The sequence below is a fragment of the Burkholderia anthinoferrum genome, from assembly GCF_002925705.1.
In the GTDB taxonomy this organism is placed as follows: Bacteria; Pseudomonadota; Gammaproteobacteria; order Burkholderiales; family Burkholderiaceae; genus Burkholderia; species Burkholderia semiarida.
In genome coordinates, this window is sequence record NZ_LFZP01000071.1 from 11,231 (window position 1) to 34,863 (window position 23,633).

Below are 23,633 nucleotides of genomic sequence, written 5' to 3' on the forward strand. Positions count from 1 at the left end.
GCGGAAACTTGCCAAAAATTCATGTTTCGGCGAACGCGAACCGGCCGGCTCCACCCACATTGCGTTTTTGCCCCATGTCGATCGTCCCGTTGCCCCGTCCTGCCAATCCGTCCGCGAACGTTTACCGCGATTTTCTCGTCGCGTTGCGGGCGACCGGCTTCGCCGGGGAAATCCGCGCGGACCACGCGAACCGGACCGTGCAGGCCACCGACAACTCGATCTACCAGCGCCTGCCGCAGGCGGTGGTCTGCCCCGCGCATGCGGACGACGTCCAGTTGCTGGCCCGGCTGCTGGCCGAGCCCGCGCATCGCGACGTCGCGGTGGCCGCGCGCGGCGGCGGCACCGGCACCAACGGGCAGTCGCTGACCGACGGCATCGTCGTCGATCTGTCGCGGAACATGAACCGCATCCTCGAGATCAACGCGGAAGAACGCTGGGTGCGCGTGGAGGCGGGCGTCGTCAAGGATCAGCTCAATGCGGCGCTGGAGCCGCACGGCCTCTTCTTCGCGCCGGAACTGTCGACGTCGAACCGCGCGACCGTCGGCGGGATGATCAACACCGACGCGAGCGGCCAGGGCAGCTGCACGTACGGCAAGACGCGCGATCACGTGCTCGAACTCGATTTCGTGCTGATGGGCGGCGAGCGGCTGCACAGCGACGCGCTCGACAATGAAGAACTGGAGCGCCGCTGCGCGCGGCAGGACCGTGTCGGCAAGGTGTATCGCACCGCGCGGCGCATCCGCGACGACAAGGCCGCGCTCATCGACGCGAAATTTCCGAAACTCAACCGCTGCCTGACCGGCTACGACCTCGCGCACCTGCGCGAACCCGACGGCCGCTTCAACCTGAACAGCGTGCTGTGCGGCGCAGAAGGCTCGCTCGGCTTCGTCGTCGGGGCGAAGCTCAACGTGCTGCCGATCCCGAAGTTTTCGGTGCTGGTCAACGTGCGTTATGCGGGCTTCATGGACGCGTTACGCGACGCGCGCGCGCTGCTCGAACACCGGCCGCTGTCGATCGAGACGGTCGATTCGAAAGTGCTGATGCTCGCGATGAAGGACTTCGTGTGGAGCAGCGTGGCCGAGTATTTCCCGCAGGACGACGCGCGTCCGACGCTCGGCATCAACCTGATCGAATTCAGCGGCGACGATGAACACGACGTCGATGCGCGCGTGCGTGCGTTCGTCGAGCATCTGCGCACCGATACGAGCGTGGCGCGGCTCGGCCACACGCTGGCGGTCGGCGACGACGCGGTGAAGCGCGTGTATGCGATGCGCAAGCGCGCGGTCGGCCTGCTCGGCAACGTGCAGGGCGAGGCGCGTCCGCAGCCGTTCGTCGAGGACACCGCGGTGCCGCCCGAGAACCTCGCCGCGTACATCGCCGAATTCCGCGCGCTGCTGGACGGCCACGGGCTGCAGTACGGGATGTTCGGCCACGTCGATGCGGGCGTGCTGCACGTGCGCCCGGCGCTCGACATGAAGGACCCGAAGCAGGCGGCGCTGGTGCGGCCTGTGTCGGACGCGGTGGCCGAGCTCACGCAGCGCCATGGTGGCCTTTTATGGGGCGAGCACGGCAAGGGCGTCCGCTCCGAATATGCGCCGGCGTTTTTCGGGGAGCTGTATCCGTCGCTGCAGCAACTGAAGGCCGCGTTCGATCCGCACAACCAGTTCAACCCGGGCAAGATCGCGACGCCGCCGGACTCCGCGCTGCGGCTGCTGAAGATCGACGAGGTGCCGACGCGCGGCGACCATGACCGGCAGATCGACGAGCGCGTGTGGCAAAGCTACGGCACCGCGATGCATTGCAACGGCAATGGCGCGTGCTACAACTTCGATCCGGACGACGCGATGTGCCCGTCGTGGAAGGCGACGCGCGAACGCGTGCAGTCGCCGAAGGGGCGCGCGTCGCTGATGCGCGAATGGTTGCGCCTGCAAGGGCAGGCGGGCGTCGACGTCGTCGCGGCGGCGCGCACGCGGCAGCCGTTCCTGCGCGGTCTGGCCGCGCGCTGGCGCAACGGCCGCAACGTCCGCGATGGCGACGCGGATTTCTCGCACGAGGTGTACGACGCGATGGCCGGTTGCCTCGCGTGCAAGTCGTGCGCGGGACAGTGTCCGGTCAAGGTGAACGTGCCCGAGTTCCGCTCGCGCTTTCTCGAGCTGTATCACCAGCGGTACCTGCGGCCGCTGCGCGACTACCTGATCGGCTCGCTCGAATTCACGATGCCGTGGATGGCGCGCGTGCCGGCGCTGTACAACGGGCTGATGGGCGCCGGCTGGGTGCGGACGCTGCTCGAGCGCCACGTCGGCATGGTCGACAGCCCGCTGCTGAGCCGCTTCGATCTCGCGGCCGTGATCCGCGCATGGCGCGTGAAGCCGGCCGATCCGCATGCGCTCGCCGCGCTGAGCGATGCGCAGCGCGCGCGCAGCGTCGTCATCGTGCAGGACACGTTCACGCGCTACTTCGATACCGAGCAACTGGCGACGCTGATCGAGCTGGCGGCGCGCCTGGGCTTTCAGGTGTGGCTCGCGCCGCTCGCGCCGAACGGCAAGGCGCTGCACGTGCAGGGGTTTCTTCACGCATTCGAAAAGGCGGCGGTCCGCAACGCGACGCAACTGGCCGCGCTCGCGCGCTCGGGCGTCGCGCTGGTCGGTCTCGATCCGGCGATGACGCTGACGTATCGGCAGGAGTACCGGAAGGTGACGGGGCTCACCGACGTGCCGAAGGTCGCGCTGCCGCAGGAATGGCTGCTCGATGTGCTGCCGGAAGCCGGTGCGGGCGGGGCGACGGTTTCATATCGGCTGCTGCCGCATTGCACCGAGAAGACCAATGCGCCGGACAGCGGCAAGCAATGGGTGCAGGTGTTCGCGCGTCGCGGGCTGCGCTTGCAGGTTCAGGCGGCCGGGTGTTGCGGGATGTCGGGCACGTACGGGCACGAGGCGCGCAATCTCGCGACGTCGAAGACGATCTATGCGCAGTCTTGGGCCGCGCACGTGGACGGGCCGGAGCAGGAAGGCGAGGCGCTGGCGACCGGGTATTCGTGCCGCAGCCAGGTGAAACGCCTGTCGTCGAAGCAGGTGCGCCATCCGTTGCAGGCGCTGCTCGACCATGTGCGGGCCGTGGGGTGACAACAGGGCGGTGCGGGGCGCGCGCCGCCTAGGCGGCGTCGATCGCGCGTCGAGCGGCAACCCCGTGCCGCTGTCGACTGCCGCCGGCGCGGGTCAGGCGTCGGCTTTCGCCGCTTTACGCGCCCGCGGTTTTTCCGCCGCGGGAAGCACGCCGACGCCGCGCGGCCGTTTCGGCTCGATCCGCATTTGCCGGATCACGCGCCGGAAGTCGATCTCGTGCGCGGCCAGCGTGCCGATCAGTTTCGCGATGACCGCGAGGTGGGAAGGGACGGTGCCCTTGCTCGAATAGTTGGTGATCGAACTTTCGTTCATCCGGATCAGGCGGGCGAACTCGCGCGCCGTCAACTGCGCCTTCTTCAACTCCTGCTGGAATTCCGCATACGCCATTGCGCACATGATGCTTCGTCTCCGTGAATCGGCATTCGGCCCGCGCGGCGCCGGCGTCGACGGGTGGCGTTCCCGTCGTGCCGGCGCCGCGTGGGGTTACATCTTCACCTGGTCGAGGAAGGTCTTCTTGCCGCTCTTGTAGCCGTAGATCGAGATGATCCCGTGCGTCAGGTCGCCCTTCGCGTCGAAGGTCGTCGTGCCGATCACGCCGTCGTACTTCGTCGCCGGCATCGCCGCGAGGATCTTCGCCGGATCGGTCGAGTTCGCGCGCTTCATCGCGTCGACCGCGATGTAGACCGCGTCATACGCGAACGGTGCGTCGAACTTGATGCCCTGGTTGAAGCGTTTCTGGTACTTCGCGAGGAAGTCCGCGCCGCCCGGCATCTTCTCGAGCGCAGCGCCTGCCTGCGAGCACAGCACGTTGTCGGCCGCCGGGCCGGCCAGCTGCGCGAGCGAGTCGGTGCACACGCCGTCGCCGGACAGGATCTTCGCGCGCAGGCCGAGCTGCTTCGCCTGCTTCGCGAGCGGGCCGCCGGTGGCGTCCATACCGCCGTACATGATCGCGTCGGGGTTCTCGCCCTTGATCTTGGTCAGGATCGCGCGGAAGTCCACCGCCTTGTCGTTGGTCGCGTCGTGCGACAGCACCTTCAGGCCGAGCGCCTTCGCCTTCTTCTCGAACTCGTTCGCGAGGCCCTGGCCGTACGCGGTCGAATCGTCGATCACCGCGACGCTCTTCACGCCCTTCGACTGTGCATAGCTCGCGAGCGCCGGGCCCTGCTGCGCATCGGTCGCGACCACGCGGTAGGTGGTCTTGAAGCCTTGCTGCGTGTAGGTGGGGTTCGTGGCAGACGGCGAGATCTGCACGATGCCCGCGTCGCTGTAGATCTTCGACGCCGGGATCGACGTGCCCGAGTTCAGGTGGCCGATGACGGCGACGACCTTGTCGTCGACGAGCTTCTGCGCCACCTGCGTCGCCTGGCGCGGGTCGGCCGCGTCATCCTGCGCGTCGAGCTGCAGCGTGATCTTCTTGCCGCCGATCGTCAGGCCCTTTGCGTTGATTTCCTCAACCGCGAGGCGCGCGCCGTTCTCGTTGTCCTTGCCGAGGTGCGAGATGCCACCCGTCGTCGGTTCGACGCTGCCGATCTTCACCACTTGATCGGCCATCGCGCCCGAGGCGGCCGCGAACGCGGCGGCAGCCAATGCAACGGTGATCAGGGGTTTGCAGCGCATGCCGACAGTGCTTCGTTCCATCTGTCATCTCCGAATTGAATGTCTTTCTATTGACGTCTCGACCGGCCGGCCGCAGCCGGCGCGATCGGACGATTTTCACTACCCGTCACGGGTTCGCTTGCATGGCGTCCGGCCGGGTGACCTGCCGCCCGGGCGAGCGGGCGGACCGGCGCCTGACGCGATGCAATTCGTATGAATATATCGGAACCCGCTTCCGCGTGCCGCCGTGCCCCGTGTGGCGGGCCGTTGCGGCGCTTGCCGGCGCGCGGATGTCGAAGGTTCCGGATACCGGAAATCGTGCGCCACGGCGGCCTGCGGATTGCGATTCGCTGTCGTCGGCCTTACGGCCGTATCCATTATTCGGCCGGTCGTCGCGGCGAAGCCATGGACACTGACGTGCGGTCAATCGGGAACTGTTTGGTCGATTTGTCTGCACAGTTTGGTCAATTGCGAATCGCGTATCCGGTTGCATGGTCATGCTTCGTCGAGTGCGATCGCTGCCGTTATGCAACTAACGGTCTAGTTCGCCAGCATCGACGAATAGGTGCCGATTGCACTGACTGCGCCATTCGTCCAGTTCGGCAGAAACCGGGGCTTTTCGCGACCGGCCCGCTTCGGCTTTCGGATCGTCGCGTCGGCCACGCAATCGCCGCCATCTCGACCTACGACCGTCCGCGCCATGCGACGACGGTCACGCCGGCGATCGCCAGCAGGCCGCCGCACGCCGTCGCGATGCCGGGCCGCTCGCCCGTCAGCGCCATCGACAGCAGTGTCGCAACCGCCGGCGTCAGGTAGAGAAAGTTGGCCGCGCGCGCGGCGCCGAAGTAGCCGAGCGCGAAGGTCCATGTCGCGTAACCGAGCGCGGCGGGAAAGACGCCGAGCACCACGACGGCCAGCGCCGTATCGCGCGACCCGCCGCCGAGCGACACGAGCGCGCCAGGCAGCCACGGCGCGAGCAGCGCCGCGCCCGCCAGCAGCGTGTATGCGGTGCACGGCAGCGCGCCGTACACGGGAATCAGCCGCCGCTGCAACACGAAATAGCTGGCCGAACACAGCGCCGCGCCGAGAATCAGCGTGCTCCCCGAGCCGAGGACGAGGCCGCCGGGCTGCCCTTGCGCGATCACCGCGATGCCGGCCAGGCTGATCAGCGAGCCGAGCCAGCCCCAGCAATTGAAGCGCTCGCGCAGAAACACGGCGGCCAGCAACGCGGTGAAGATCGGCAGCGTGTTCACGATGAAACTCGCCGCGCCGGCCGACACGGTTTGCTCGCCGGTATTGAGCAGGGCGTTGTAGAGTGCGATGCCGAGCAGGCCGCACGCGAGAAAGCGCCACGCATCGCCTTTCGTCGGCAGCGGCGGCCGTCGCCACGCGAGCCACGCGATCACGAGCAACGCAGCGGTCGCGAAGCGCGCGGCCGCGAGCTGCAGCGGTGCGAGGCCGTGCAGGCCGATCCGGATGAACGGGAAGGCGGACGCCCACGAGACGATCGTGAACGCGACGGCCGCTGCCGCGACGAGCGGTTGTCGCGCGCCGCGCGACGTCGGTGACGAAAGCGTATTCATGCGGTAATGGTGCGGCATGGCGAGATGCTAAGCTAGCGCACAGATCAACACCCGGATATGAATATGGCTCACAGCTCGGCGGCGCGGCGGGCAGACGGTCCGGCGCATGCGCGCCCGGTGGCCGCCACCCCGATGCCGGGCCCGCGGCCACCGCTCGCGAGCCTGGAGACGGTCTGCACGGTCGCGCGCGAGGGTTCGTTTCTCGCGGCCGCCGACGTCTCCGGCGTCACGCACGGCGCGATCAGCCGGCGGGTGGCCGCCGTGGAAAACTGGCTCGGGATGGCGCTGTTCGAGCGGCATGCGCGCGGCGTGCGCCTGACGCCGGACGGGCAGCGCTTCGTCGGCCGGATCGAGCAGGCGTTCGCGATCATCGACAGCGCGGCCGATCAGTGGCGCTCGCCGCGCACGCCGCGGCTGGTCCGGATGAGCGTGGTGCCCGCGTTCGCGCAGCTGTGGCTGCTGGAGCGGCAGCCTGCGCTCGAGCGTGAAGCGCCCGCGCTGCGCATCGAGCTCGGCATCGAGCTGCGCAACGTGGATATCGCCGGCGGCGAAGCCGATCTGTCGATCCGGTACGGGCGCGGCAACTGGCGTCAGCTTGAAACCCGGCCGTTCATGCCGGAACGGCTGTATCCGGTCGCCCATCCGCGACTTGCCGGGCAGCTGGCCAGGATGCGCCGCGCAACGGGCGATGCCGCGCTGCTCGACATGCCGTTGCTGCACGATTCCGACGTGACCGGCTGGCGCACGTGGTTCGATGCGCTCGGCATTCCGTTCAAGCCGCGTGCGCAGGATCGCCGGTTCGAGGATTACAACCTCGTGCTGGCGGCGGCCGAAGCGGGACTGGGCGTGGCGCTTGCGCGAACGCCGCTTGCCGATGCGTATCTGAAGCGCAGCGCACTCGTGCGCGTGAGCCGCCACGAAGTCGATTCGCTGCTCAGCTATCACTTCGTGCATGCGAAGGGCGAGAATCGACCGGAAGTCCTTGCGTTGATGGAGCGGATGGTCAGGGCGCTGGGGTAGGGGGCGCGGCGGATTGCGTAGAATGGCGAGCGGGACGCATGCCTTTCACGGCCGAAGGTCGTCGTACATCGAGATTTCCGCACCCGCGGCATGGGCAAGCGCGAGTGCTTCGGCGAGGTCGTCTTGGCTGACGGCGAACGCCGTATAGGCGTCGTGTCCGGTGTCGAGATGAAGCAACGCGTACCCTTTATCGGCCAGCCAGGCGCCCAGCACGAGCAGCCCGGCCGGTACGTCGCCTTCGCCGTCCCAGGTCCAGCGCTCGGCGATGCCCAGCGTATCGAGCATCTGGTTTGCCTGCCATTCGATTTGGTCGGATGCGCGCCAGTCGACCGAAATGCACAGGCACCAGTTGGAAGGGTCGAGCGTTTCCGGGGCGCTCATGTCGCGTGTCAGTACCCAGTCGAGTATCGACGACGTGTCTTCTCCGGGTTCGGCATCGAGGACGTAGGCGACGAGACGGTGACGGGTCACGGTGTCGAGCGGCTTTACGATGAGCTCGACCAGCTTCGCAAGCGCCGCCAACGCGTCTGGCGATGGCGAGAAGTGATCGCGCAGGATATCGGCATCGGAAACCGGCTCGGGCGCGTCCGGTGTGTCGTTCCGGTCGCTTGTCTTGTTGCCAAACCAGCGCGTGAAAAATCGGATCATGGTTTCTCCAGCATTGCCTCGTTTCGCGGCCACCAACGCGTGCGATCACGGCCGGCAGGGAAGCCGGTTTTCGGATGAAGCCCGGTGTCGATGTCGTCGAGCGTACCGTCGGACTTCCGACGCCACGAAAGGGGCGAGTGTATACGGCACGGACGGCTGGCTTGCCATGGAAACTCGCGTGGTCATGCCGCTTTATGTCGGCGACCGTTTCGGGACGAATGGAATGCGGCGGGGTTCGGCCGCGGCCGCAGCCGCCGAATCGTTACAATGCAGCCGCGGAAAACGGCGAGATCGCCGCGGTGAAGCGGAACAGTGAGGCGGAATCGAGCCTTTGCCCGACGGCAGGGCAATCACCAATTATTGCAATACGGGTTCAAATTTGCACAAAAGGGAACCGATGAATAGACCAGACAAATCGTCGAAAGCGCGTGCGGCGCTGGATCAACTTTTTTCCGGCCTGGCGCCCACGGACGCGAAGCGCGAATCGCCGCGTCCGGGCAATCCGTTCGCAACGGACGACGAGGTGTCGAGCGCATCCGGCGGTCGCGGCGTCGAAGTCACGTTGTCGACCCGCATCCAGTTGCGCGGTTATCCGAGCGCCGACGCGTTCATGAAGCGCATGGCCGAAGCGTGGGGCCTCGAGTGGGGCACGTACGACAGCGTCCGCGCGGTGGCGACGCTGCCTGCCGGATGGCGTTCGCGCCGGCTTCCGGAAGTCACGCAGATCGTCGACGAGCGCGACGTGCTGCGCGCCGAGAGCAGCCTGCAGGGCGGCGAGATGTCGTATTTGAAGGTGCATCCGCGCTACTACATCGATGCGCGCAAGCGTTTCGGCTGGAGCAAGTCGTCGAAGGCGTCCGACGATCCGGATCTCGACGGCCCCGACTGGAACTGCTTCGTGATCGATCGGGAAAAATCCGTCGAATTGCACGAACTGACGACGTCGTCGTTGAAGGCCGACATGGACAATGCGCGGGCGACGCTGCTGAAATGGCTGGACGAGCACTATCCGAAACATCGCGATCCGTTTGCGTACTGGTCGGACTGCGAAGGGGCGTAGCGGACCGGTTTGCACGGCGGCTTCGCTCGATGCATCGATTTCCCCGCCATAAGGACGAGCATTGAAACAAGCGCGCGTGGTGCCGGTTCTCTGGGCAGCGTTCGGCGCGGCGGTCGGATCGACCGTCATCGAGTTGCTGCTTTGGGCCATCGTCGGCGAAGACGCCGTCCGGAACCTGTTGCGCGACGCGCGCCTCACCGCCGCGATCGTGATGGGGCCACGCGTGCTCGGTGCGTCCGGCGGCTTCGATCCGCTGGTCATGGGCGTGGCGACGCTCGTGCATGCGGCGCTTTCGCTCGTCTATGCGGCCGTGCTGGCACGGCTGATCCGCAGTTTGCCGCTCGTGGCCGCGCTGTTCGCGGGCGGCGCGTTCGGGTTCCTCCTGTATGGCGTGAACCTGTACGGGTTCACGGCGATCTTTCCGTGGTTCATCCCGGTTCGCGGCGCGATCACGCTGGTCGCTCATCTGATCTTCGGGATCACGGCAGCGGCTGTCTACCATGTCGCCCGACGTCACGCTACGCGGTGATCCCGGCATCGATTGCCAAGGATGTCTGCGACGGACATCCGTATCCCGACCCCTGGAATAACCTGCCGCGCTGTGTCGTTTAGCCGTCAGGAGACCCCTGTACGAAGCGAAGCAGCGGCGAGAGGCGATCGCCGCGCGACGAATCGTGCGCAAGCAAAACGGTGCGCGGGCGTCGTTGGCGACGCTCGGGATCAATGGGTCGGGGGCAACGACGCAGGAGCCGATCATGTGCAACTCGTTTCGATCCGTGACAGGTATCGTCTGTCTCGGCTTTGCCGCGTCCGTCTTCGCGCAAATGACCGACGATCCAGCGGAGAACGGCACGAACTGCCGTGCGGTCGTCGCGCAGGCGAACATCGACGGCACGGAGCAGCAGATCGTGGGGCGCGCGTGTCTGCAAGACGACGGGACCTGGCAGATCGTGCAAGACGCCGACGGCAGCGTGCTTTGGTACCCGGTGGCAGCCTATCCGTATGCCGATCCGTGGTACTGGGGGCCGCCGCTGTTCATCGGCGCGGGTGTGAGCTTCATCTTCGTCGATCGCTTCCGGCGTTTTCACCATTTCGATCACGTCGATCATTTCAATCCGATCGGACATCGCCGCTTCGGCGTGCCGATGGGCGCGGGGTTCCGCCATGGCGCGTTCCCGGTGGGTGCGGGTCACGGGTTCGGCGGCATGCGGCGACATTAGACCGATGATTGGACCGGTGTTGCGACGCCTGTTCGACCCTGGAAGGCGTGCGGCGACTGTCCAGAGCCTTCAGTGCCGGAAACGTGCTGCGGTCCCATGAACCGAGGCCGTACGATTGCCACAGTATTCTCCGTCTGACGAAAATTTCGAAGGTGGGCGTCGGCGGAGACAATTTTTCGAGGCGCTGCCGCCGCTCGAAGTCGTGACGAACGTGAAGATGGCCAGTGTAAACGCGGCAGGCGCGCACCGCGGTGCGCGCCTGCCGCGTTTACACTGGCCATCTTCACGTTCGTCACGACTTCGAGCGGCGGCAGCGCCTCGAAAAATTGTCTCCGCCGACGCCCACCTTCGAAATTTTCGTCAGACGGAGAATACTGTGGCAATCGTACGGCCTCGGTTCATGGGACCGCAGCACGTTTCCGGCACTGAAGGCTCTGGACAGTCGCCGCACGCCTTCCAGGGTCGAACAGGCGTCGCAACACCGGTCCAATCATCGGTCTAATGTCGCCGCATGCCGCCGAACCCGTGACCCGCACCCACCGGGAACGCGCCATGGCGGAACCCCGCGCCCATCGGCACGCCGAAGCGGCGATGTCCGATCGGATTGAAATGATCGACGTGATCGAAATGGTGAAAACGCCGGAAGCGATCGACGAAGATGAAGCTCACACCCGCGCCGATGAACAGCGGCGGCCCCCAGTACCACGGATCGGCATACGGATAGGCTGCCACCGGGTACCAAAGCACGCTGCCGTCGGCGTCTTGCACGATCTGCCAGGTCCCGTCGTCTTGCAGACACGCGCGCCCCACGATCTGCTGCTCCGTGCCGTCGATGTTCGCCTGCGCGACGACCGCACGGCAGTTCGTGCCGTTCTCCGCTGGATCGTCGGTCATTTGCGCGAAGACGGACGCGGCAAAGCCGAGACAGACGATACCTGTCACGGATCGAAACGAGTTGCACATGATCGGCTCCTGCGTCGTTGCCCCCGACCCATTGATCCCGAGCGTCGCCAACGACGCCCGCGCACCGTTTTGCTTGCGCACGATTCGTCGCGCGGCGATCGCCTCTCGCCGCTGCTTCGCTTCGTACAGGGGTCTCCTGACGGCTAAACGACACAGCGCGGCAGGTTATTCCAGGGGTCGGGATACGGATGTCCGTCGCAGACATCCTTGGCAATCGATGCCGGGATCACCGCGTAGCGTGACGTCGGGCGACATGGTAGACAGCCGCTGCCGTGATCCCGAAGATCAGATGAGCGACCAGCGTGATCGCGCCGCGAACCGGGATGAACCACGGAAAGATCGCCGTGAACCCGTACAGGTTCACGCCATACAGGAGGAACCCGAACGCGCCGCCCGCGAACAGCGCGGCCACGAGCGGCAAACTGCGGATCAGCCGTGCCAGCACGGCCGCATAGACGAGCGAAAGCGCCGCATGCACGAGCGTCGCCACGCCCATGACCAGCGGATCGAAGCCGCCGGACGCACCGAGCACGCGTGGCCCCATCACGATCGCGGCGGTGAGGCGCGCGTCGCGCAACAGGTTCCGGACGGCGTCTTCGCCGACGATGGCCCAAAGCAGCAACTCGATGACGGTCGATCCGACCGCCGCGCCGAACGCTGCCCAGAGAACCGGCACCACGCGCGCTTGTTTCAATGCTCGTCCTTATGGCGGGGAAATCGATGCATCGAGCGAAGCCGCCGTGCAAACCGGTCCGCTACGCCCCTTCGCAGTCCGACCAGTACGCAAACGGATCGCGATGTTTCGGATAGTGCTCGTCCAGCCATTTCAGCAGCGTCGCCCGCGCATTGTCCATGTCGGCCTTCAACGACGACGTCGTCAGTTCGTGCAATTCGACGGATTTTTCCCGATCGATCACGAAGCAGTTCCAGTCGGGGCCGTCGAGATCCGGATCGTCGGACGCCTTCGACGACTTGCTCCAGCCGAAACGCTTGCGCGCATCGATGTAGTAGCGCGGATGCACCTTCAAATACGACATCTCGCCGCCCTGCAGGCTGCTCTCGGCGCGCAGCACGTCGCGCTCGTCGACGATCTGCGTGACTTCCGGAAGCCGGCGCGAACGCCATCCGGCAGGCAGCGTCGCCACCGCGCGGACGCTGTCGTACGTGCCCCACTCGAGGCCCCACGCTTCGGCCATGCGCTTCATGAACGCGTCGGCGCTCGGATAACCGCGCAACTGGATGCGGGTCGACAACGTGACTTCGACGCCGCGACCGCCGGATGCGCTCGACACCTCGTCGTCCGTTGCGAACGGATTGCCCGGACGCGGCGATTCGCGCTTCGCGTCCGTGGGCGCCAGGCCGGAAAAAAGTTGATCCAGCGCCGCACGCGCTTTCGACGATTTGTCTGGTCTATTCATCGGTTCCCTTTTGTGCAAATTTGAACCCGTATTGCAATAATTGGTGATTGCCCTGCCGTCGGGCAAAGGCTCGATTCCGCCTCACTGTTCCGCTTCACCGCGGCGATCTCGCCGTTTTCCGCGGCTGCATTGTAACGATTCGGCGGCTGCGGCCGCGGCCGAACCCCGCCGCATTCCATTCGTCCCGAAACGGTCGCCGACATAAAGCGGCATGACCACGCGAGTTTCCATGGCAAGCCAGCCGTCCGTGCCGTATACACTCGCCCCTTTCGTGGCGTCGGAAGTCCGACGGTACGCTCGACGACATCGACACCGGGCTTCATCCGAAAACCGGCTTCCCTGCCGGCCGTGATCGCACGCGTTGGTGGCCGCGAAACGAGGCAATGCTGGAGAAACCATGATCCGATTTTTCACGCGCTGGTTTGGCAACAAGACAAGCGACCGGAACGACACACCGGACGCGCCCGAGCCGGTTTCCGATGCCGATATCCTGCGCGATCACTTCTCGCCATCGCCAGACGCGTTGGCGGCGCTTGCGAAGCTGGTCGAGCTCATCGTAAAGCCGCTCGACACCGTGACCCGTCACCGTCTCGTCGCCTACGTCCTCGATGCCGAACCCGGAGAAGACACGTCGTCGATACTCGACTGGGTACTGACACGCGACATGAGCGCCCCGGAAACGCTCGACCCTTCCAACTGGTGCCTGTGCATTTCGGTCGACTGGCGCGCATCCGACCAAATCGAATGGCAGGCAAACCAGATGCTCGATACGCTGGGCATCGCCGAGCGCTGGACCTGGGACGGCGAAGGCGACGTACCGGCCGGGCTGCTCGTGCTGGGCGCCTGGCTGGCCGATAAAGGGTACGCGTTGCTTCATCTCGACACCGGACACGACGCCTATACGGCGTTCGCCGTCAGCCAAGACGACCTCGCCGAAGCACTCGCGCTTGCCCATGCCGCGGGTGCGGAAATCTCGATGTACGACGACCTTCGGCCGTGAAAGGCATGCGTCCCGCTCGCCATTCTACGCAATCCGCCGCGCCCCCTACCCCAGCGCCCTGACCATCCGCTCCATCAACGCAAGGACTTCCGGTCGATTCTCGCCCTTCGCATGCACGAAGTGATAGCTGAGCAGCGAATCGACTTCGTGGCGGCTCACGCGCACGAGTGCGCTGCGCTTCAGATACGCATCGGCAAGCGGCGTTCGCGCAAGCGCCACGCCCAGTCCCGCTTCGGCCGCCGCCAGCACGAGGTTGTAATCCTCGAACCGGCGATCCTGCGCACGCGGCTTGAACGGAATGCCGAGCGCATCGAACCACGTGCGCCAGCCGGTCACGTCGGAATCGTGCAGCAACGGCATGTCGAGCAGCGCGGCATCGCCCGTTGCGCGGCGCATCCTGGCCAGCTGCCCGGCAAGTCGCGGATGGGCGACCGGATACAGCCGTTCCGGCATGAACGGCCGGGTTTCAAGCTGACGCCAGTTGCCGCGCCCGTACCGGATCGACAGATCGGCTTCGCCGCCGGCGATATCCACGTTGCGCAGCTCGATGCCGAGCTCGATGCGCAGCGCGGGCGCTTCACGCTCGAGCGCAGGCTGCCGCTCCAGCAGCCACAGCTGCGCGAACGCGGGCACCACGCTCATCCGGACCAGCCGCGGCGTGCGCGGCGAGCGCCACTGATCGGCCGCGCTGTCGATGATCGCGAACGCCTGCTCGATCCGGCCGACGAAGCGCTGCCCGTCCGGCGTCAGGCGCACGCCGCGCGCATGCCGCTCGAACAGCGCCATCCCGAGCCAGTTTTCCACGGCGGCCACCCGCCGGCTGATCGCGCCGTGCGTGACGCCGGAGACGTCGGCGGCCGCGAGAAACGAACCCTCGCGCGCGACCGTGCAGACCGTCTCCAGGCTCGCGAGCGGTGGCCGCGGGCCCGGCATCGGGGTGGCGGCCACCGGGCGCGCATGCGCCGGACCGTCTGCCCGCCGCGCCGCCGAGCTGTGAGCCATATTCATATCCGGGTGTTGATCTGTGCGCTAGCTTAGCATCTCGCCATGCCGCACCATTACCGCATGAATACGCTTTCGTCACCGACGTCGCGCGGCGCGCGACAACCGCTCGTCGCGGCAGCGGCCGTCGCGTTCACGATCGTCTCGTGGGCGTCCGCCTTCCCGTTCATCCGGATCGGCCTGCACGGCCTCGCACCGCTGCAGCTCGCGGCCGCGCGCTTCGCGACCGCTGCGTTGCTCGTGATCGCGTGGCTCGCGTGGCGACGGCCGCCGCTGCCGACGAAAGGCGATGCGTGGCGCTTTCTCGCGTGCGGCCTGCTCGGCATCGCACTCTACAACGCCCTGCTCAATACCGGCGAGCAAACCGTGTCGGCCGGCGCGGCGAGTTTCATCGTGAACACGCTGCCGATCTTCACCGCGTTGCTGGCCGCCGTGTTTCTGCGCGAGCGCTTCAATTGCTGGGGCTGGCTCGGCTCGCTGATCAGCCTGGCCGGCATCGCGGTGATCGCGCAAGGGCAGCCCGGCGGCCTCGTCCTCGGCTCGGGGAGCACGCTGATTCTCGGCGCGGCGCTGTGTTCGGCCAGCTATTTCGTGTTGCAGCGGCGGCTGATTCCCGTGTACGGCGCGCTGCCGTGCACCGCATACACGCTGCTGGCGGGCGCGGCGCTGCTCGCGCCGTGGCTGCCTGGCGCGCTCGTGTCGCTCGGCGGCGGGTCGCGCGATACGGCGCTGGCCGTCGTGGTGCTCGGCGTCTTTCCCGCCGCGCTCGGTTACGCGACATGGACCTTCGCGCTCGGCTACTTCGGCGCCGCGCGCGCGGCCAACTTTCTCTACCTGACGCCGGCGGTTGCGACACTGCTGTCGATGGCGCTGACGGGCGAGCGGCCCGGCATCGCGACGGCGTGCGGCGGCCTGCTGGCGATCGCCGGCGTGACCGTCGTCGCATGGCGCGGACGGTCGTAGGTCGAGATGGCGGCGATTGCGTGGCCGACGCGACGATCCGAAAGCCGAAGCGGGCCGGTCGCGAAAAGCCCCGGTTTCTGCCGAACTGGACGAATGGCGCAGTCAGTGCAATCGGCACCTATTCGTCGATGCTGGCGAACTAGACCGTTAGTTGCATAACGGCAGCGATCGCACTCGACGAAGCATGACCATGCAACCGGATACGCGATTCGCAATTGACCAAACTGTGCAGACAAATCGACCAAACAGTTCCCGATTGACCGCACGTCAGTGTCCATGGCTTCGCCGCGACGACCGGCCGAATAATGGATACGGCCGTAAGGCCGACGACAGCGAATCGCAATCCGCAGGCCGCCGTGGCGCACGATTTCCGGTATCCGGAACCTTCGACATCCGCGCGCCGGCAAGCGCCGCAACGGCCCGCCACACGGGGCACGGCGGCACGCGGAAGCGGGTTCCGATATATTCATACGAATTGCATCGCGTCAGGCGCCGGTCCGCCCGCTCGCCCGGGCGGCAGGTCACCCGGCCGGACGCCATGCAAGCGAACCCGTGACGGGTAGTGAAAATCGTCCGATCGCGCCGGCTGCGGCCGGCCGGTCGAGACGTCAATAGAAAGACATTCAATTCGGAGATGACAGATGGAACGAAGCACTGTCGGCATGCGCTGCAAACCCCTGATCACCGTTGCATTGGCTGCCGCCGCGTTCGCGGCCGCCTCGGGCGCGATGGCCGATCAAGTGGTGAAGATCGGCAGCGTCGAACCGACGACGGGTGGCATCTCGCACCTCGGCAAGGACAACGAGAACGGCGCGCGCCTCGCGGTTGAGGAAATCAACGCAAAGGGCCTGACGATCGGCGGCAAGAAGATCACGCTGCAGCTCGACGCGCAGGATGACGCGGCCGACCCGCGCCAGGCGACGCAGGTGGCGCAGAAGCTCGTCGACGACAAGGTCGTCGCCGTCATCGGCCACCTGAACTCGGGCACGTCGATCCCGGCGTCGAAGATCTACAGCGACGCGGGCATCGTGCAGATCTCGCCGTCTGCCACGAACCCCACCTACACGCAGCAAGGCTTCAAGACCACCTACCGCGTGGTCGCGACCGATGCGCAGCAGGGCCCGGCGCTCGCGAGCTATGCACAGTCGAAGGGCGTGAAGAGCGTCGCGGTGATCGACGATTCGACCGCGTACGGCCAGGGCCTCGCGAACGAGTTCGAGAAGAAGGCGAAGGCGCTCGGCCTGAAGGTGCTGTCGCACGACGCGACCAACGACAAGGCGGTGGACTTCCGCGCGATCCTGACCAAGATCAAGGGCGAGAACCCCGACGCGATCATGTACGGCGGTATGGACGCCACCGGCGGCCCGCTCGCGAAGCAGGCGAAGCAGCTCGGCCTGCGCGCGAAGATCCTGTCCGGCGACGGCGTGTGCACCGACTCGCTCGCGCAGCTGGCCGGCCCGGCGGCCGACAACGTGCTGTGCTCGCAGGCAGGCGCTGCGCTCGAGAAGATGCCGGGCGGCGCGGACTTCCTCGCGAAGTACCAGAAACGCTTCAACCAGGGCATCAAGTTCGACGCACCGTTCGCGTATGACGCGGTCTACATCGCGGTCGACGCGATGAAGCGCGCGAACTCGACCGATCCGGCGAAGATCCTCGCGGCGATGCCGGCGACGAAGTACGACGGCGTGATCGGCACGACGACCTTCGACGCGAAGGGCGACCTGACGCACGGGATCATCTCGATCTACGGCTACAAGAGCGGCAAGAAGACCTTCCTCGACCAGGTGAAGATGTAACCCCACGCGGCGCCGGCACGACGGGAACGCCACCCGTCGACGCCGGCGCCGCGCGGGCCGAATGCCGATTCACGGAGACGAAGCATCATGTGCGCAATGGCGTATGCGGAATTCCAGCAGGAGTTGAAGAAGGCGCAGTTGACGGCGCGCGAGTTCGCCCGCCTGATCCGGATGAACGAAAGTTCGATCACCAACTATTCGAGCAAGGGCACCGTCCCTTCCCACCTCGCGGTCATCGCGAAACTGATCGGCACGCTGGCCGCGCACGAGATCGACTTCCGGCGCGTGATCCGGCAAATGCGGATCGAGCCGAAACGGCCGCGCGGCGTCGGCGTGCTTCCCGCGGCGGAAAAACCGCGGGCGCGTAAAGCGGCGAAAGCCGACGCCTGACCCGCGCCGGCGGCAGTCGACAGCGGCACGGGGTTGCCGCTCGACGCGCGATCGACGCCGCCTAGGCGGCGCGCGCCCCGCACCGCCCTGTTGTCACCCCACGGCCCGCACATGGTCGAGCAGCGCCTGCAACGGATGGCGCACCTGCTTCGACGACAGGCGTTTCACCTGGCTGCGGCACGAATACCCGGTCGCCAGCGCCTCGCCTTCCTGCTCCGGCCCGTCCACGTGCGCGGCCCAAGACTGCGCATAGATCGTCTTCGACGTCGCGAGATTGCGCGCCTCGTGCCCGTACGTGCCCGACATCCCGCAACACCCGGCCGCCTGAACCTGCAAGCGCAGCCCGCGACGCGCGAACACCTGCACCCATTGCTTGCCGCTGTCCGGCGCATTGGTCTTCTCGGTGCAATGCGGCAGCAGCCGATATGAAACCGTCGCCCCGCCCGCACCGGCTTCCGGCAGCACATCGAGCAGCCATTCCTGCGGCAGCGCGACCTTCGGCACGTCGGTGAGCCCCGTCACCTTCCGGTACTCCTGCCGATACGTCAGCGTCATCGCCGGATCGAGACCGACCAGCGCGACGCCCGAGCGCGCGAGCGCGGCCAGTTGCGTCGCGTTGCGGACCGCCGCCTTTTCGAATGCGTGAAGAAACCCCTGCACGTGCAGCGCCTTGCCGTTCGGCGCGAGCGGCGCGAGCCACACCTGAAAGCCCAGGCGCGCCGCCAGCTCGATCAGCGTCGCCAGTTGCTCGGTATCGAAGTAGCGCGTGAACGTGTCCTGCACGATGACGACGCTGCGCGCGCGCTGCGCATCGCTCAGCGCGGCGAGCGCATGCGGATCGGCCGGCTTCACGCGCCATGCGCGGATCACGGCCGCGAGATCGAAGCGGCTCAGCAGCGGGCTGTCGACCATGCCGACGTGGCGCTCGAGCAGCGTCCGCACCCAGCCGGCGCCCATCAGCCCGTTGTACAGCGCCGGCACGCGCGCCATCCACGGCATCGTGAATTCGAGCGAGCCGATCAGGTAGTCGCGCAGCGGCCGCAGGTACCGCTGGTGATACAGCTCGAGAAAGCGCGAGCGGAACTCGGGCACGTTCACCTTGACCGGACACTGTCCCGCGCACGACTTGCACGCGAGGCAACCGGCCATCGCGTCGTACACCTCGTGCGAGAAATCCGCGTCGCCATCGCGGACGTTGCGGCCGTTGCGCCAGCGCGCGGCCAGACCGCGCAGGAACGGCTGCCGCGTGCGCGCCGCCGCGACGACGTCGACGCCCGCCTGCCCTTGCAGGCGCAACCATTCGCGCATCAGCGACGCGCGCCCCTTCGGCGACTGCACGCGTTCGCGCGTCGCCTTCCACGACGGGCACATCGCGTCGTCCGGATCGAAGTTGTAGCACGCGCCATTGCCGTTGCAATGCATCGCGGTGCCGTAGCTTTGCCACACGCGCTCGTCGATCTGCCGGTCATGGTCGCCGCGCGTCGGCACCTCGTCGATCTTCAGCAGCCGCAGCGCGGAGTCCGGCGGCGTCGCGATCTTGCCCGGGTTGAACTGGTTGTGCGGATCGAACGCGGCCTTCAGTTGCTGCAGCGACGGATACAGCTCCCCGAAAAACGCCGGCGCATATTCGGAGCGGACGCCCTTGCCGTGCTCGCCCCATAAAAGGCCACCATGGCGCTGCGTGAGCTCGGCCACCGCGTCCGACACAGGCCGCACCAGCGCCGCCTGCTTCGGGTCCTTCATGTCGAGCGCCGGGCGCACGTGCAGCACGCCCGCATCGACGTGGCCGAACATCCCGTACTGCAGCCCGTGGCCGTCCAGCAGCGCGCGGAATTCGGCGATGTACGCGGCGAGGTTCTCGGGCGGCACCGCGGTGTCCTCGACGAACGGCTGCGGACGCGCCTCGCCCTGCACGTTGCCGAGCAGGCCGACCGCGCGCTTGCGCATCGCATACACGCGCTTCACCGCGTCGTCGCCGACCGCCAGCGTGTGGCCGAGCCGCGCCACGCTCGTATCGGTGCGCAGATGCTCGACGAACGCACGCACGCGCGCATCGACGTCGTGTTCATCGTCGCCGCTGAATTCGATCAGGTTGATGCCGAGCGTCGGACGCGCGTCGTCCTGCGGGAAATACTCGGCCACGCTGCTCCACACGAAGTCCTTCATCGCGAGCATCAGCACTTTCGAATCGACCGTCTCGATCGACAGCGGCCGGTGTTCGAGCAGCGCGCGCGCGTCGCGTAACGCGTCCATGAAGCCCGCATAACGCACGTTGACCAGCACCGAAAACTTCGGGATCGGCAGCACGTTGAGCTTCGCCCCGACGACGAAGCCGAGCGAGCCTTCTGCGCCGCACAGCACGCTGTTCAGGTTGAAGCGGCCGTCGGGTTCGCGCAGGTGCGCGAGGTCGTAGCCGGTCAGGCAGCGGTTGAGTTTCGGAAATTTCGCGTCGATGAGCGCGGCCTTGTCGTCGCGGATGCGCCGCGCGGTGCGATACACCTTGCCGACACGGTCCTGCCGCGCGCAGCGGCGCTCCAGTTCTTCATTGTCGAGCGCGTCGCTGTGCAGCCGCTCGCCGCCCATCAGCACGAAATCGAGTTCGAGCACGTGATCGCGCGTCTTGCCGTACGTGCAGCTGCCCTGGCCGCTCGCGTCGGTGTTGATCATCCCGCCGACGGTCGCGCGGTTCGACGTCGACAGTTCCGGCGCGAAGAAGAGGCCGTGCGGCTCCAGCGCCGCATTGAGCTGATCCTTGACGACGCCCGCCTCCACGCGCACCCAGCGTTCTTCCGCGTTGATCTCGAGGATGCGGTTCATGTTCCGCGACAGATCGACGACGATGCCGTCGGTCAGCGACTGCCCGTTGGTGCCGGTGCCGCCGCCGCGCGCGGCCACCGCGACGTCGCGATGCGCGGGCTCGGCCAGCAGCCGGGCCAGCAACTGGACGTCGTCCGCATGCGCGGGGCAGACCACCGCCTGCGGCAGGCGCTGGTAGATCGAGTTGTCGGTGGCCTGCACGGTCCGGTTCGCGTGGTCCGCGCGGATTTCCCCGGCGAAGCCGGTCGCCCGCAACGCGACGAGAAAATCGCGGTAAACGTTCGCGGACGGATTGGCAGGACGGGGCAACGGGACGATCGACATGGGGCAAAAACGCAATGTGGGTGGAGCCGGCCGGTTCGCGTTCGCCGAAACATGAATTTTTGGCAAGTTTCCGCGCGACCGGGAATTCCAGTATCTTCGTATCTTCCGCCGAAAACAAACGAATTCTCACCCGGCAAAACTTGCAAAAAACTCATGAATTACCGTCGCCTCACCCCGTCGATGTCGCTGCTGCTCGCATTCGAGGCCGCCGCGCGGCATGAAAGCTACACGCGCGCGGCCGACGAGCTGTCGCTGAGCCAGAGCGCGATCAGCCGGCAGGTGCAGACGCTCGAGGATCAGCTCGGCGTGCCGCTGTTCCGGCGCGAGGGCCGCTCGGTCAAGCTGACCGAAGTCGGCCGCCGCTATTTCGCCGAGCTGAGCGGCGCGCTCGGGCGCATTCGCGGCGCGACGCTGCAGGCGATGTCGCATCAGGCCGGCGCCGGCTCGCTGCGGCTGGCCACCCTGCCGACCTTCGGCTCGAAATGGCTGCTGCCGCACCTGCACGGCTTCTACGCCGCGCATCCGGGTGTGACCGTGCACCTTCATTCACGAATCGGCGCGATCGATTTTCTCAACGACGACCTCGACGCGGCGATCACCGTCGGCGCGGACGACTGGCCGGGCCTGCACGCGCACCGGCTGTACAACGAGTTCCTGATCGCGATCGCGCCGCCCGATACGGGGCGCGGCCGCAAGACCGACACGCGCACGCCGGCCTGGGCCGCGAAGCAGACGCTGCTGGGCGTGACGAGCAATCAGCAGGCCTGGGCCGAGTGGTTCTCGCACTATCGACTCGACCATCGCCAGATGCGCGTCGGCCCGAGCTTCGAGCTGACGTCGCACCTGATTCAGGCCGTGCGCGCGGGAATGGGGATCGGGCTGGTGCCGAAGGTGCTCGTCGAGGATGAATTGAGCCGCGGCGAACTCGTGTCGATCGGCGACGCGATTACCAGCCAGCGCAGCTATTACCTCGTCTACCCGCCGGGCAACGAAACGCTGCCGTCGCTCGTCGCCTTCCGCGAATGGTTGCTGGCGTCGTGCTGACACACGGCGCGTAGCGGCCCTCAGACACGCCATTCGCCGAGAATCTGCTCGGCGAGGTAGTCGCACGGGGGGCGCGCGGACTGCGCGCTGCGCGCGAGCACGACTTCCATTTCGCCGAGCGGCGGCAACCCGTGGCTTTCCGACAGCTGCACGAGATGATCGGGAATACAGCAGCGCGCGAGCGGCGCGACCGCGAGCCCGGCCTCCACCATGCTCAGCAGCCCGAGGTGGCTCGGGCTTTCGTACGACATCCGGTACGGGATCTTCCGCCGATTCAGCGCCCTCACCGCGTGATCCCGCGCCATGCTACCGCCGTGCGGGAAAAACGCCACCGGCAGCGGCCGCTCTTCCCACACGTTGCGCTTTGGCGAACCGACCCAGACGAGCGGCTCCATCCGGATCAGCTCGCCCGTCACGCCCTTGATCCGCGTGAGGCATGCGAGGTCGACCGTGTTGTCCTTCAGCATCGGCACGAGCGCGCTGCTCGGCTGGCCGATCACGCGCACTTCCACGCGCGGATGCATCGCGGCGAACTTGCCGAGCACCTGCGGCAGCAGCGACGAGATGTAATCGTCGGGCACGCCGATCGTCACGCGGCCGCGAATCTCCGGACGCACGACCGACGCCCACGCCTCGTCGCGCATCGCGAGCATCCGGCGGCCGTAGTCGGCCAGCATCCTGCCATCGTCGGTCGCCGTGACGTTGCGCGTGTCGCGGATGAACAGCGGCTTGCCGAGCGCGTCTTCCAGCGTCCTGATCTGCATGCTCACCGCCGACGGCGAGCGATGCACGACTTGCGCGCCCTGCGCGAACGATCCGGACTCCGCGACGGCCACCACCATCGCGAGCACATCGAGGTCGAGCTTTTTCATGTCGATTCAGAAAAACTGATCAATTGATTCAGTTTATCCCGTTTTACTGTTCGCCCCCAGCGCCGGACAATGAATTCCGTCAACACTCACTCGATGCAGGAAGCGGAAAACATGCATACGTCCGGATCGCTCTACGCGTTTCTCGTCATCGGCGGCATGCTCGCGGTCACGCCGGGGCCGAACATGGTCTACGTGATGTCGCGCTCGATCGCGCAAGGGCGCGCGGCCGGCCTCGTTTCGCTCGCCGGCGTGATGATCGGCTACCTGTTCTACATGTTCGCCGCGGCGTTCGGCATCACGACGCTGTTCATGAGCGTGCCCTATGCGGGCAGCGTGCTGGGCGCGGTCGGGGCGGCCTATCTGCTGTATCTCGCATGGCAGGCGGTGCGGCCGGGCGGCCGCTCGCCGTTCGAGGTGAAGACGCTGCCGAACGAGCAGCCGTTGCGGCTGCTCGCGATGGGCGCGACGACCAGCGTGCTGAACCCGAAGCTCGCGATGCTGTTCGTGTCGCTGCTGCCGCAGTTCATCGACTACGGGCGAGGCAGCGTGTTCGGCCAGTCGCTGTTTCTCGGCTCGCTGCTGATTGCCGCGTTCGCGTCGGCCAACGGGCTGGTGGCGATCTGCTCGAGCAGCCTCGCGAGGTTTCTGCACGGCCGTCCCGCGCTGCTGCTCGCGCAGCGCTGGGCGATGGGCGCGGTGCTCGGCGGCCTCGGCGTGGAGATGGTGATCGAGGCATCGAAGATGGCGGGCATCACGTAAGCGTCGTGCCGCCGCGCGGGCCCGCACGATCGCGGG

21 protein-coding genes are annotated in these 23,633 nt (G+C 66.7%); 11 read left to right on the forward strand and 10 right to left on the reverse strand.

Annotated elements, in window-relative coordinates:
* Positions 1–74: 74 nt before the first annotated feature.
* On the forward strand, positions 75–3,122 hold the full coding sequence (gene ydiJ / locus C5F75_RS34865; protein ID WP_104013450.1) for a D-2-hydroxyglutarate dehydrogenase YdiJ: 3,048 nt from the start codon (positions 75–77) through the stop codon (positions 3,120–3,122).
* A gap of 93 nt (positions 3,123–3,215) precedes the next feature.
* On the opposite strand, the gene C5F75_RS34870 is transcribed toward ydiJ (C5F75_RS34865), so the two are convergent.
* The 3 genes from C5F75_RS34870 to C5F75_RS34880 all read right to left on the reverse strand — a co-directional run bounded on the left by C5F75_RS34870 (position 3,216) and on the right by C5F75_RS34880 (position 6,301).
* Positions 3,216–3,518, reverse strand: coding sequence for a hypothetical protein (locus C5F75_RS34870; protein WP_059579460.1), 303 nt, complete (start codon positions 3,516–3,518; stop codon positions 3,216–3,218).
* Between the two features lie 87 nt (positions 3,519–3,605).
* Positions 3,606–4,760, reverse strand: coding sequence for a branched-chain amino acid ABC transporter substrate-binding protein (locus tag C5F75_RS34875; RefSeq protein WP_104013451.1), 1,155 nt, complete (start codon positions 4,758–4,760; stop codon positions 3,606–3,608).
* 641 nt (positions 4,761–5,401) lie between these two features.
* Positions 5,402–6,301: a DMT family transporter gene (locus C5F75_RS34880; RefSeq protein WP_104013462.1), complete on the reverse strand. Its 900-nt coding sequence runs from the start codon at positions 6,299–6,301 to the stop codon at positions 5,402–5,404.
* Between the two features lie 57 nt (positions 6,302–6,358).
* On the opposite strand from C5F75_RS34880, the gene C5F75_RS34885 reads away from it, so the two are divergent.
* Positions 6,359–7,321, forward strand: coding sequence for a LysR substrate-binding domain-containing protein (locus tag C5F75_RS34885; RefSeq protein WP_104013452.1), 963 nt, complete (start codon positions 6,359–6,361; stop codon positions 7,319–7,321).
* A 45-nt stretch (positions 7,322–7,366) separates the two neighbouring features.
* On the opposite strand, the gene C5F75_RS34890 is transcribed toward C5F75_RS34885, so the two are convergent.
* A complete protein-coding gene (locus tag C5F75_RS34890) occupies positions 7,367–7,969 on the reverse strand; it encodes a DUF6630 family protein (RefSeq protein ID WP_104013453.1) in 603 nt (200 codons plus the stop codon).
* Positions 7,970–8,366: 397 nt separating this feature from the next.
* Here C5F75_RS34890 and C5F75_RS34895 point away from each other — a divergent pair, with 397 nt between their 5' ends.
* The 3 genes from C5F75_RS34895 to C5F75_RS34905 all read left to right on the forward strand — a co-directional run bounded on the left by C5F75_RS34895 (position 8,367) and on the right by C5F75_RS34905 (position 10,249).
* The gene (locus C5F75_RS34895; protein WP_059579449.1) at positions 8,367–9,029 is read left to right on the forward strand and encodes a hypothetical protein; all 663 of its coding nucleotides are present in this window, start codon (positions 8,367–8,369) and stop codon (positions 9,027–9,029) included.
* A gap of 61 nt (positions 9,030–9,090) precedes the next feature.
* Positions 9,091–9,558 carry a sodium:proline symporter gene (locus tag C5F75_RS34900; protein WP_104013454.1) on the forward strand — a complete coding sequence of 156 codons (468 nt, stop codon included), beginning with the start codon at positions 9,091–9,093 and terminating at the stop codon, positions 9,556–9,558.
* A gap of 226 nt (positions 9,559–9,784) precedes the next feature.
* Complete coding sequence (locus tag C5F75_RS34905) at positions 9,785–10,249, forward strand: hypothetical protein (protein ID WP_059579635.1); 465 nt, start codon at positions 9,785–9,787, stop codon at positions 10,247–10,249.
* 498 nt (positions 10,250–10,747) lie between these two features.
* Here the strand turns inward: C5F75_RS34905 and C5F75_RS34910 are convergent, their stop codons facing one another.
* The 3 genes from C5F75_RS34910 to C5F75_RS34920 all read right to left on the reverse strand — a co-directional run bounded on the left by C5F75_RS34910 (position 10,748) and on the right by C5F75_RS34920 (position 12,630).
* Entirely contained in the window at positions 10,748–11,212 is a 465-nt protein-coding gene (locus tag C5F75_RS34910) for a hypothetical protein (protein ID WP_059579635.1), read from the reverse strand.
* Positions 11,213–11,438: 226 nt separating this feature from the next.
* Positions 11,439–11,906 (reverse strand): sodium:proline symporter, encoded by a 468-nt coding sequence (locus C5F75_RS34915; RefSeq protein ID WP_104013454.1) that lies wholly within the window; start codon positions 11,904–11,906, stop codon positions 11,439–11,441.
* Between the two features lie 61 nt (positions 11,907–11,967).
* Positions 11,968–12,630 (reverse strand): hypothetical protein, encoded by a 663-nt coding sequence (locus C5F75_RS34920; RefSeq protein WP_059579449.1) that lies wholly within the window; start codon positions 12,628–12,630, stop codon positions 11,968–11,970.
* Positions 12,631–13,027: 397 nt separating this feature from the next.
* On the opposite strand from C5F75_RS34920, the gene C5F75_RS34925 reads away from it, so the two are divergent.
* Positions 13,028–13,630 (forward strand): DUF6630 family protein, encoded by a 603-nt coding sequence (locus tag C5F75_RS34925; RefSeq protein WP_104013453.1) that lies wholly within the window; start codon positions 13,028–13,030, stop codon positions 13,628–13,630.
* A gap of 45 nt (positions 13,631–13,675) precedes the next feature.
* Here the strand turns inward: C5F75_RS34925 and C5F75_RS34930 are convergent, their stop codons facing one another.
* Positions 13,676–14,638, reverse strand: a complete 963-nt coding sequence (locus tag C5F75_RS34930) for a LysR substrate-binding domain-containing protein (RefSeq protein ID WP_104013452.1) — start codon at positions 14,636–14,638, stop codon at positions 13,676–13,678.
* Positions 14,639–14,695: 57 nt separating this feature from the next.
* On the opposite strand from C5F75_RS34930, the gene C5F75_RS34935 reads away from it, so the two are divergent.
* The 3 genes from C5F75_RS34935 (at position 14,696) to C5F75_RS34945 (ending at position 17,781) form a co-directional block, all read left to right on the forward strand.
* Entirely contained in the window at positions 14,696–15,595 is a 900-nt protein-coding gene (locus C5F75_RS34935) for a DMT family transporter (RefSeq protein ID WP_104013462.1), read from the forward strand.
* A 641-nt stretch (positions 15,596–16,236) separates the two neighbouring features.
* Positions 16,237–17,391, forward strand: a complete 1,155-nt coding sequence (locus C5F75_RS34940; RefSeq protein ID WP_104013451.1) for a branched-chain amino acid ABC transporter substrate-binding protein — start codon at positions 16,237–16,239, stop codon at positions 17,389–17,391.
* 87 nt (positions 17,392–17,478) lie between these two features.
* Positions 17,479–17,781, forward strand: coding sequence for a hypothetical protein (locus tag C5F75_RS34945; RefSeq protein WP_059579460.1), 303 nt, complete (start codon positions 17,479–17,481; stop codon positions 17,779–17,781).
* Positions 17,782–17,874: 93 nt separating this feature from the next.
* On the opposite strand, the gene ydiJ (C5F75_RS34950) is transcribed toward C5F75_RS34945, so the two are convergent.
* Positions 17,875–20,922 (reverse strand): D-2-hydroxyglutarate dehydrogenase YdiJ, encoded by a 3,048-nt coding sequence (gene ydiJ / locus C5F75_RS34950; protein WP_104013450.1) that lies wholly within the window; start codon positions 20,920–20,922, stop codon positions 17,875–17,877.
* Between the two features lie 153 nt (positions 20,923–21,075).
* Here ydiJ (C5F75_RS34950) and C5F75_RS34955 point away from each other — a divergent pair, with 153 nt between their 5' ends.
* Positions 21,076–21,966: a LysR substrate-binding domain-containing protein gene (locus tag C5F75_RS34955; protein ID WP_060310015.1), complete on the forward strand. Its 891-nt coding sequence runs from the start codon at positions 21,076–21,078 to the stop codon at positions 21,964–21,966.
* Positions 21,967–21,986: 20 nt separating this feature from the next.
* Here C5F75_RS34955 and C5F75_RS34960 read toward each other — a convergent pair whose 3' ends face one another.
* Positions 21,987–22,838 (reverse strand): LysR substrate-binding domain-containing protein, encoded by an 852-nt coding sequence (locus tag C5F75_RS34960; RefSeq protein ID WP_104013449.1) that lies wholly within the window; start codon positions 22,836–22,838, stop codon positions 21,987–21,989.
* Between the two features lie 111 nt (positions 22,839–22,949).
* On the opposite strand from C5F75_RS34960, the gene C5F75_RS34965 reads away from it, so the two are divergent.
* Positions 22,950–23,597, forward strand: coding sequence for a LysE family translocator (locus tag C5F75_RS34965; protein WP_104013461.1), 648 nt, complete (start codon positions 22,950–22,952; stop codon positions 23,595–23,597).
* Positions 23,598–23,633 lie beyond the last annotated feature (36 nt).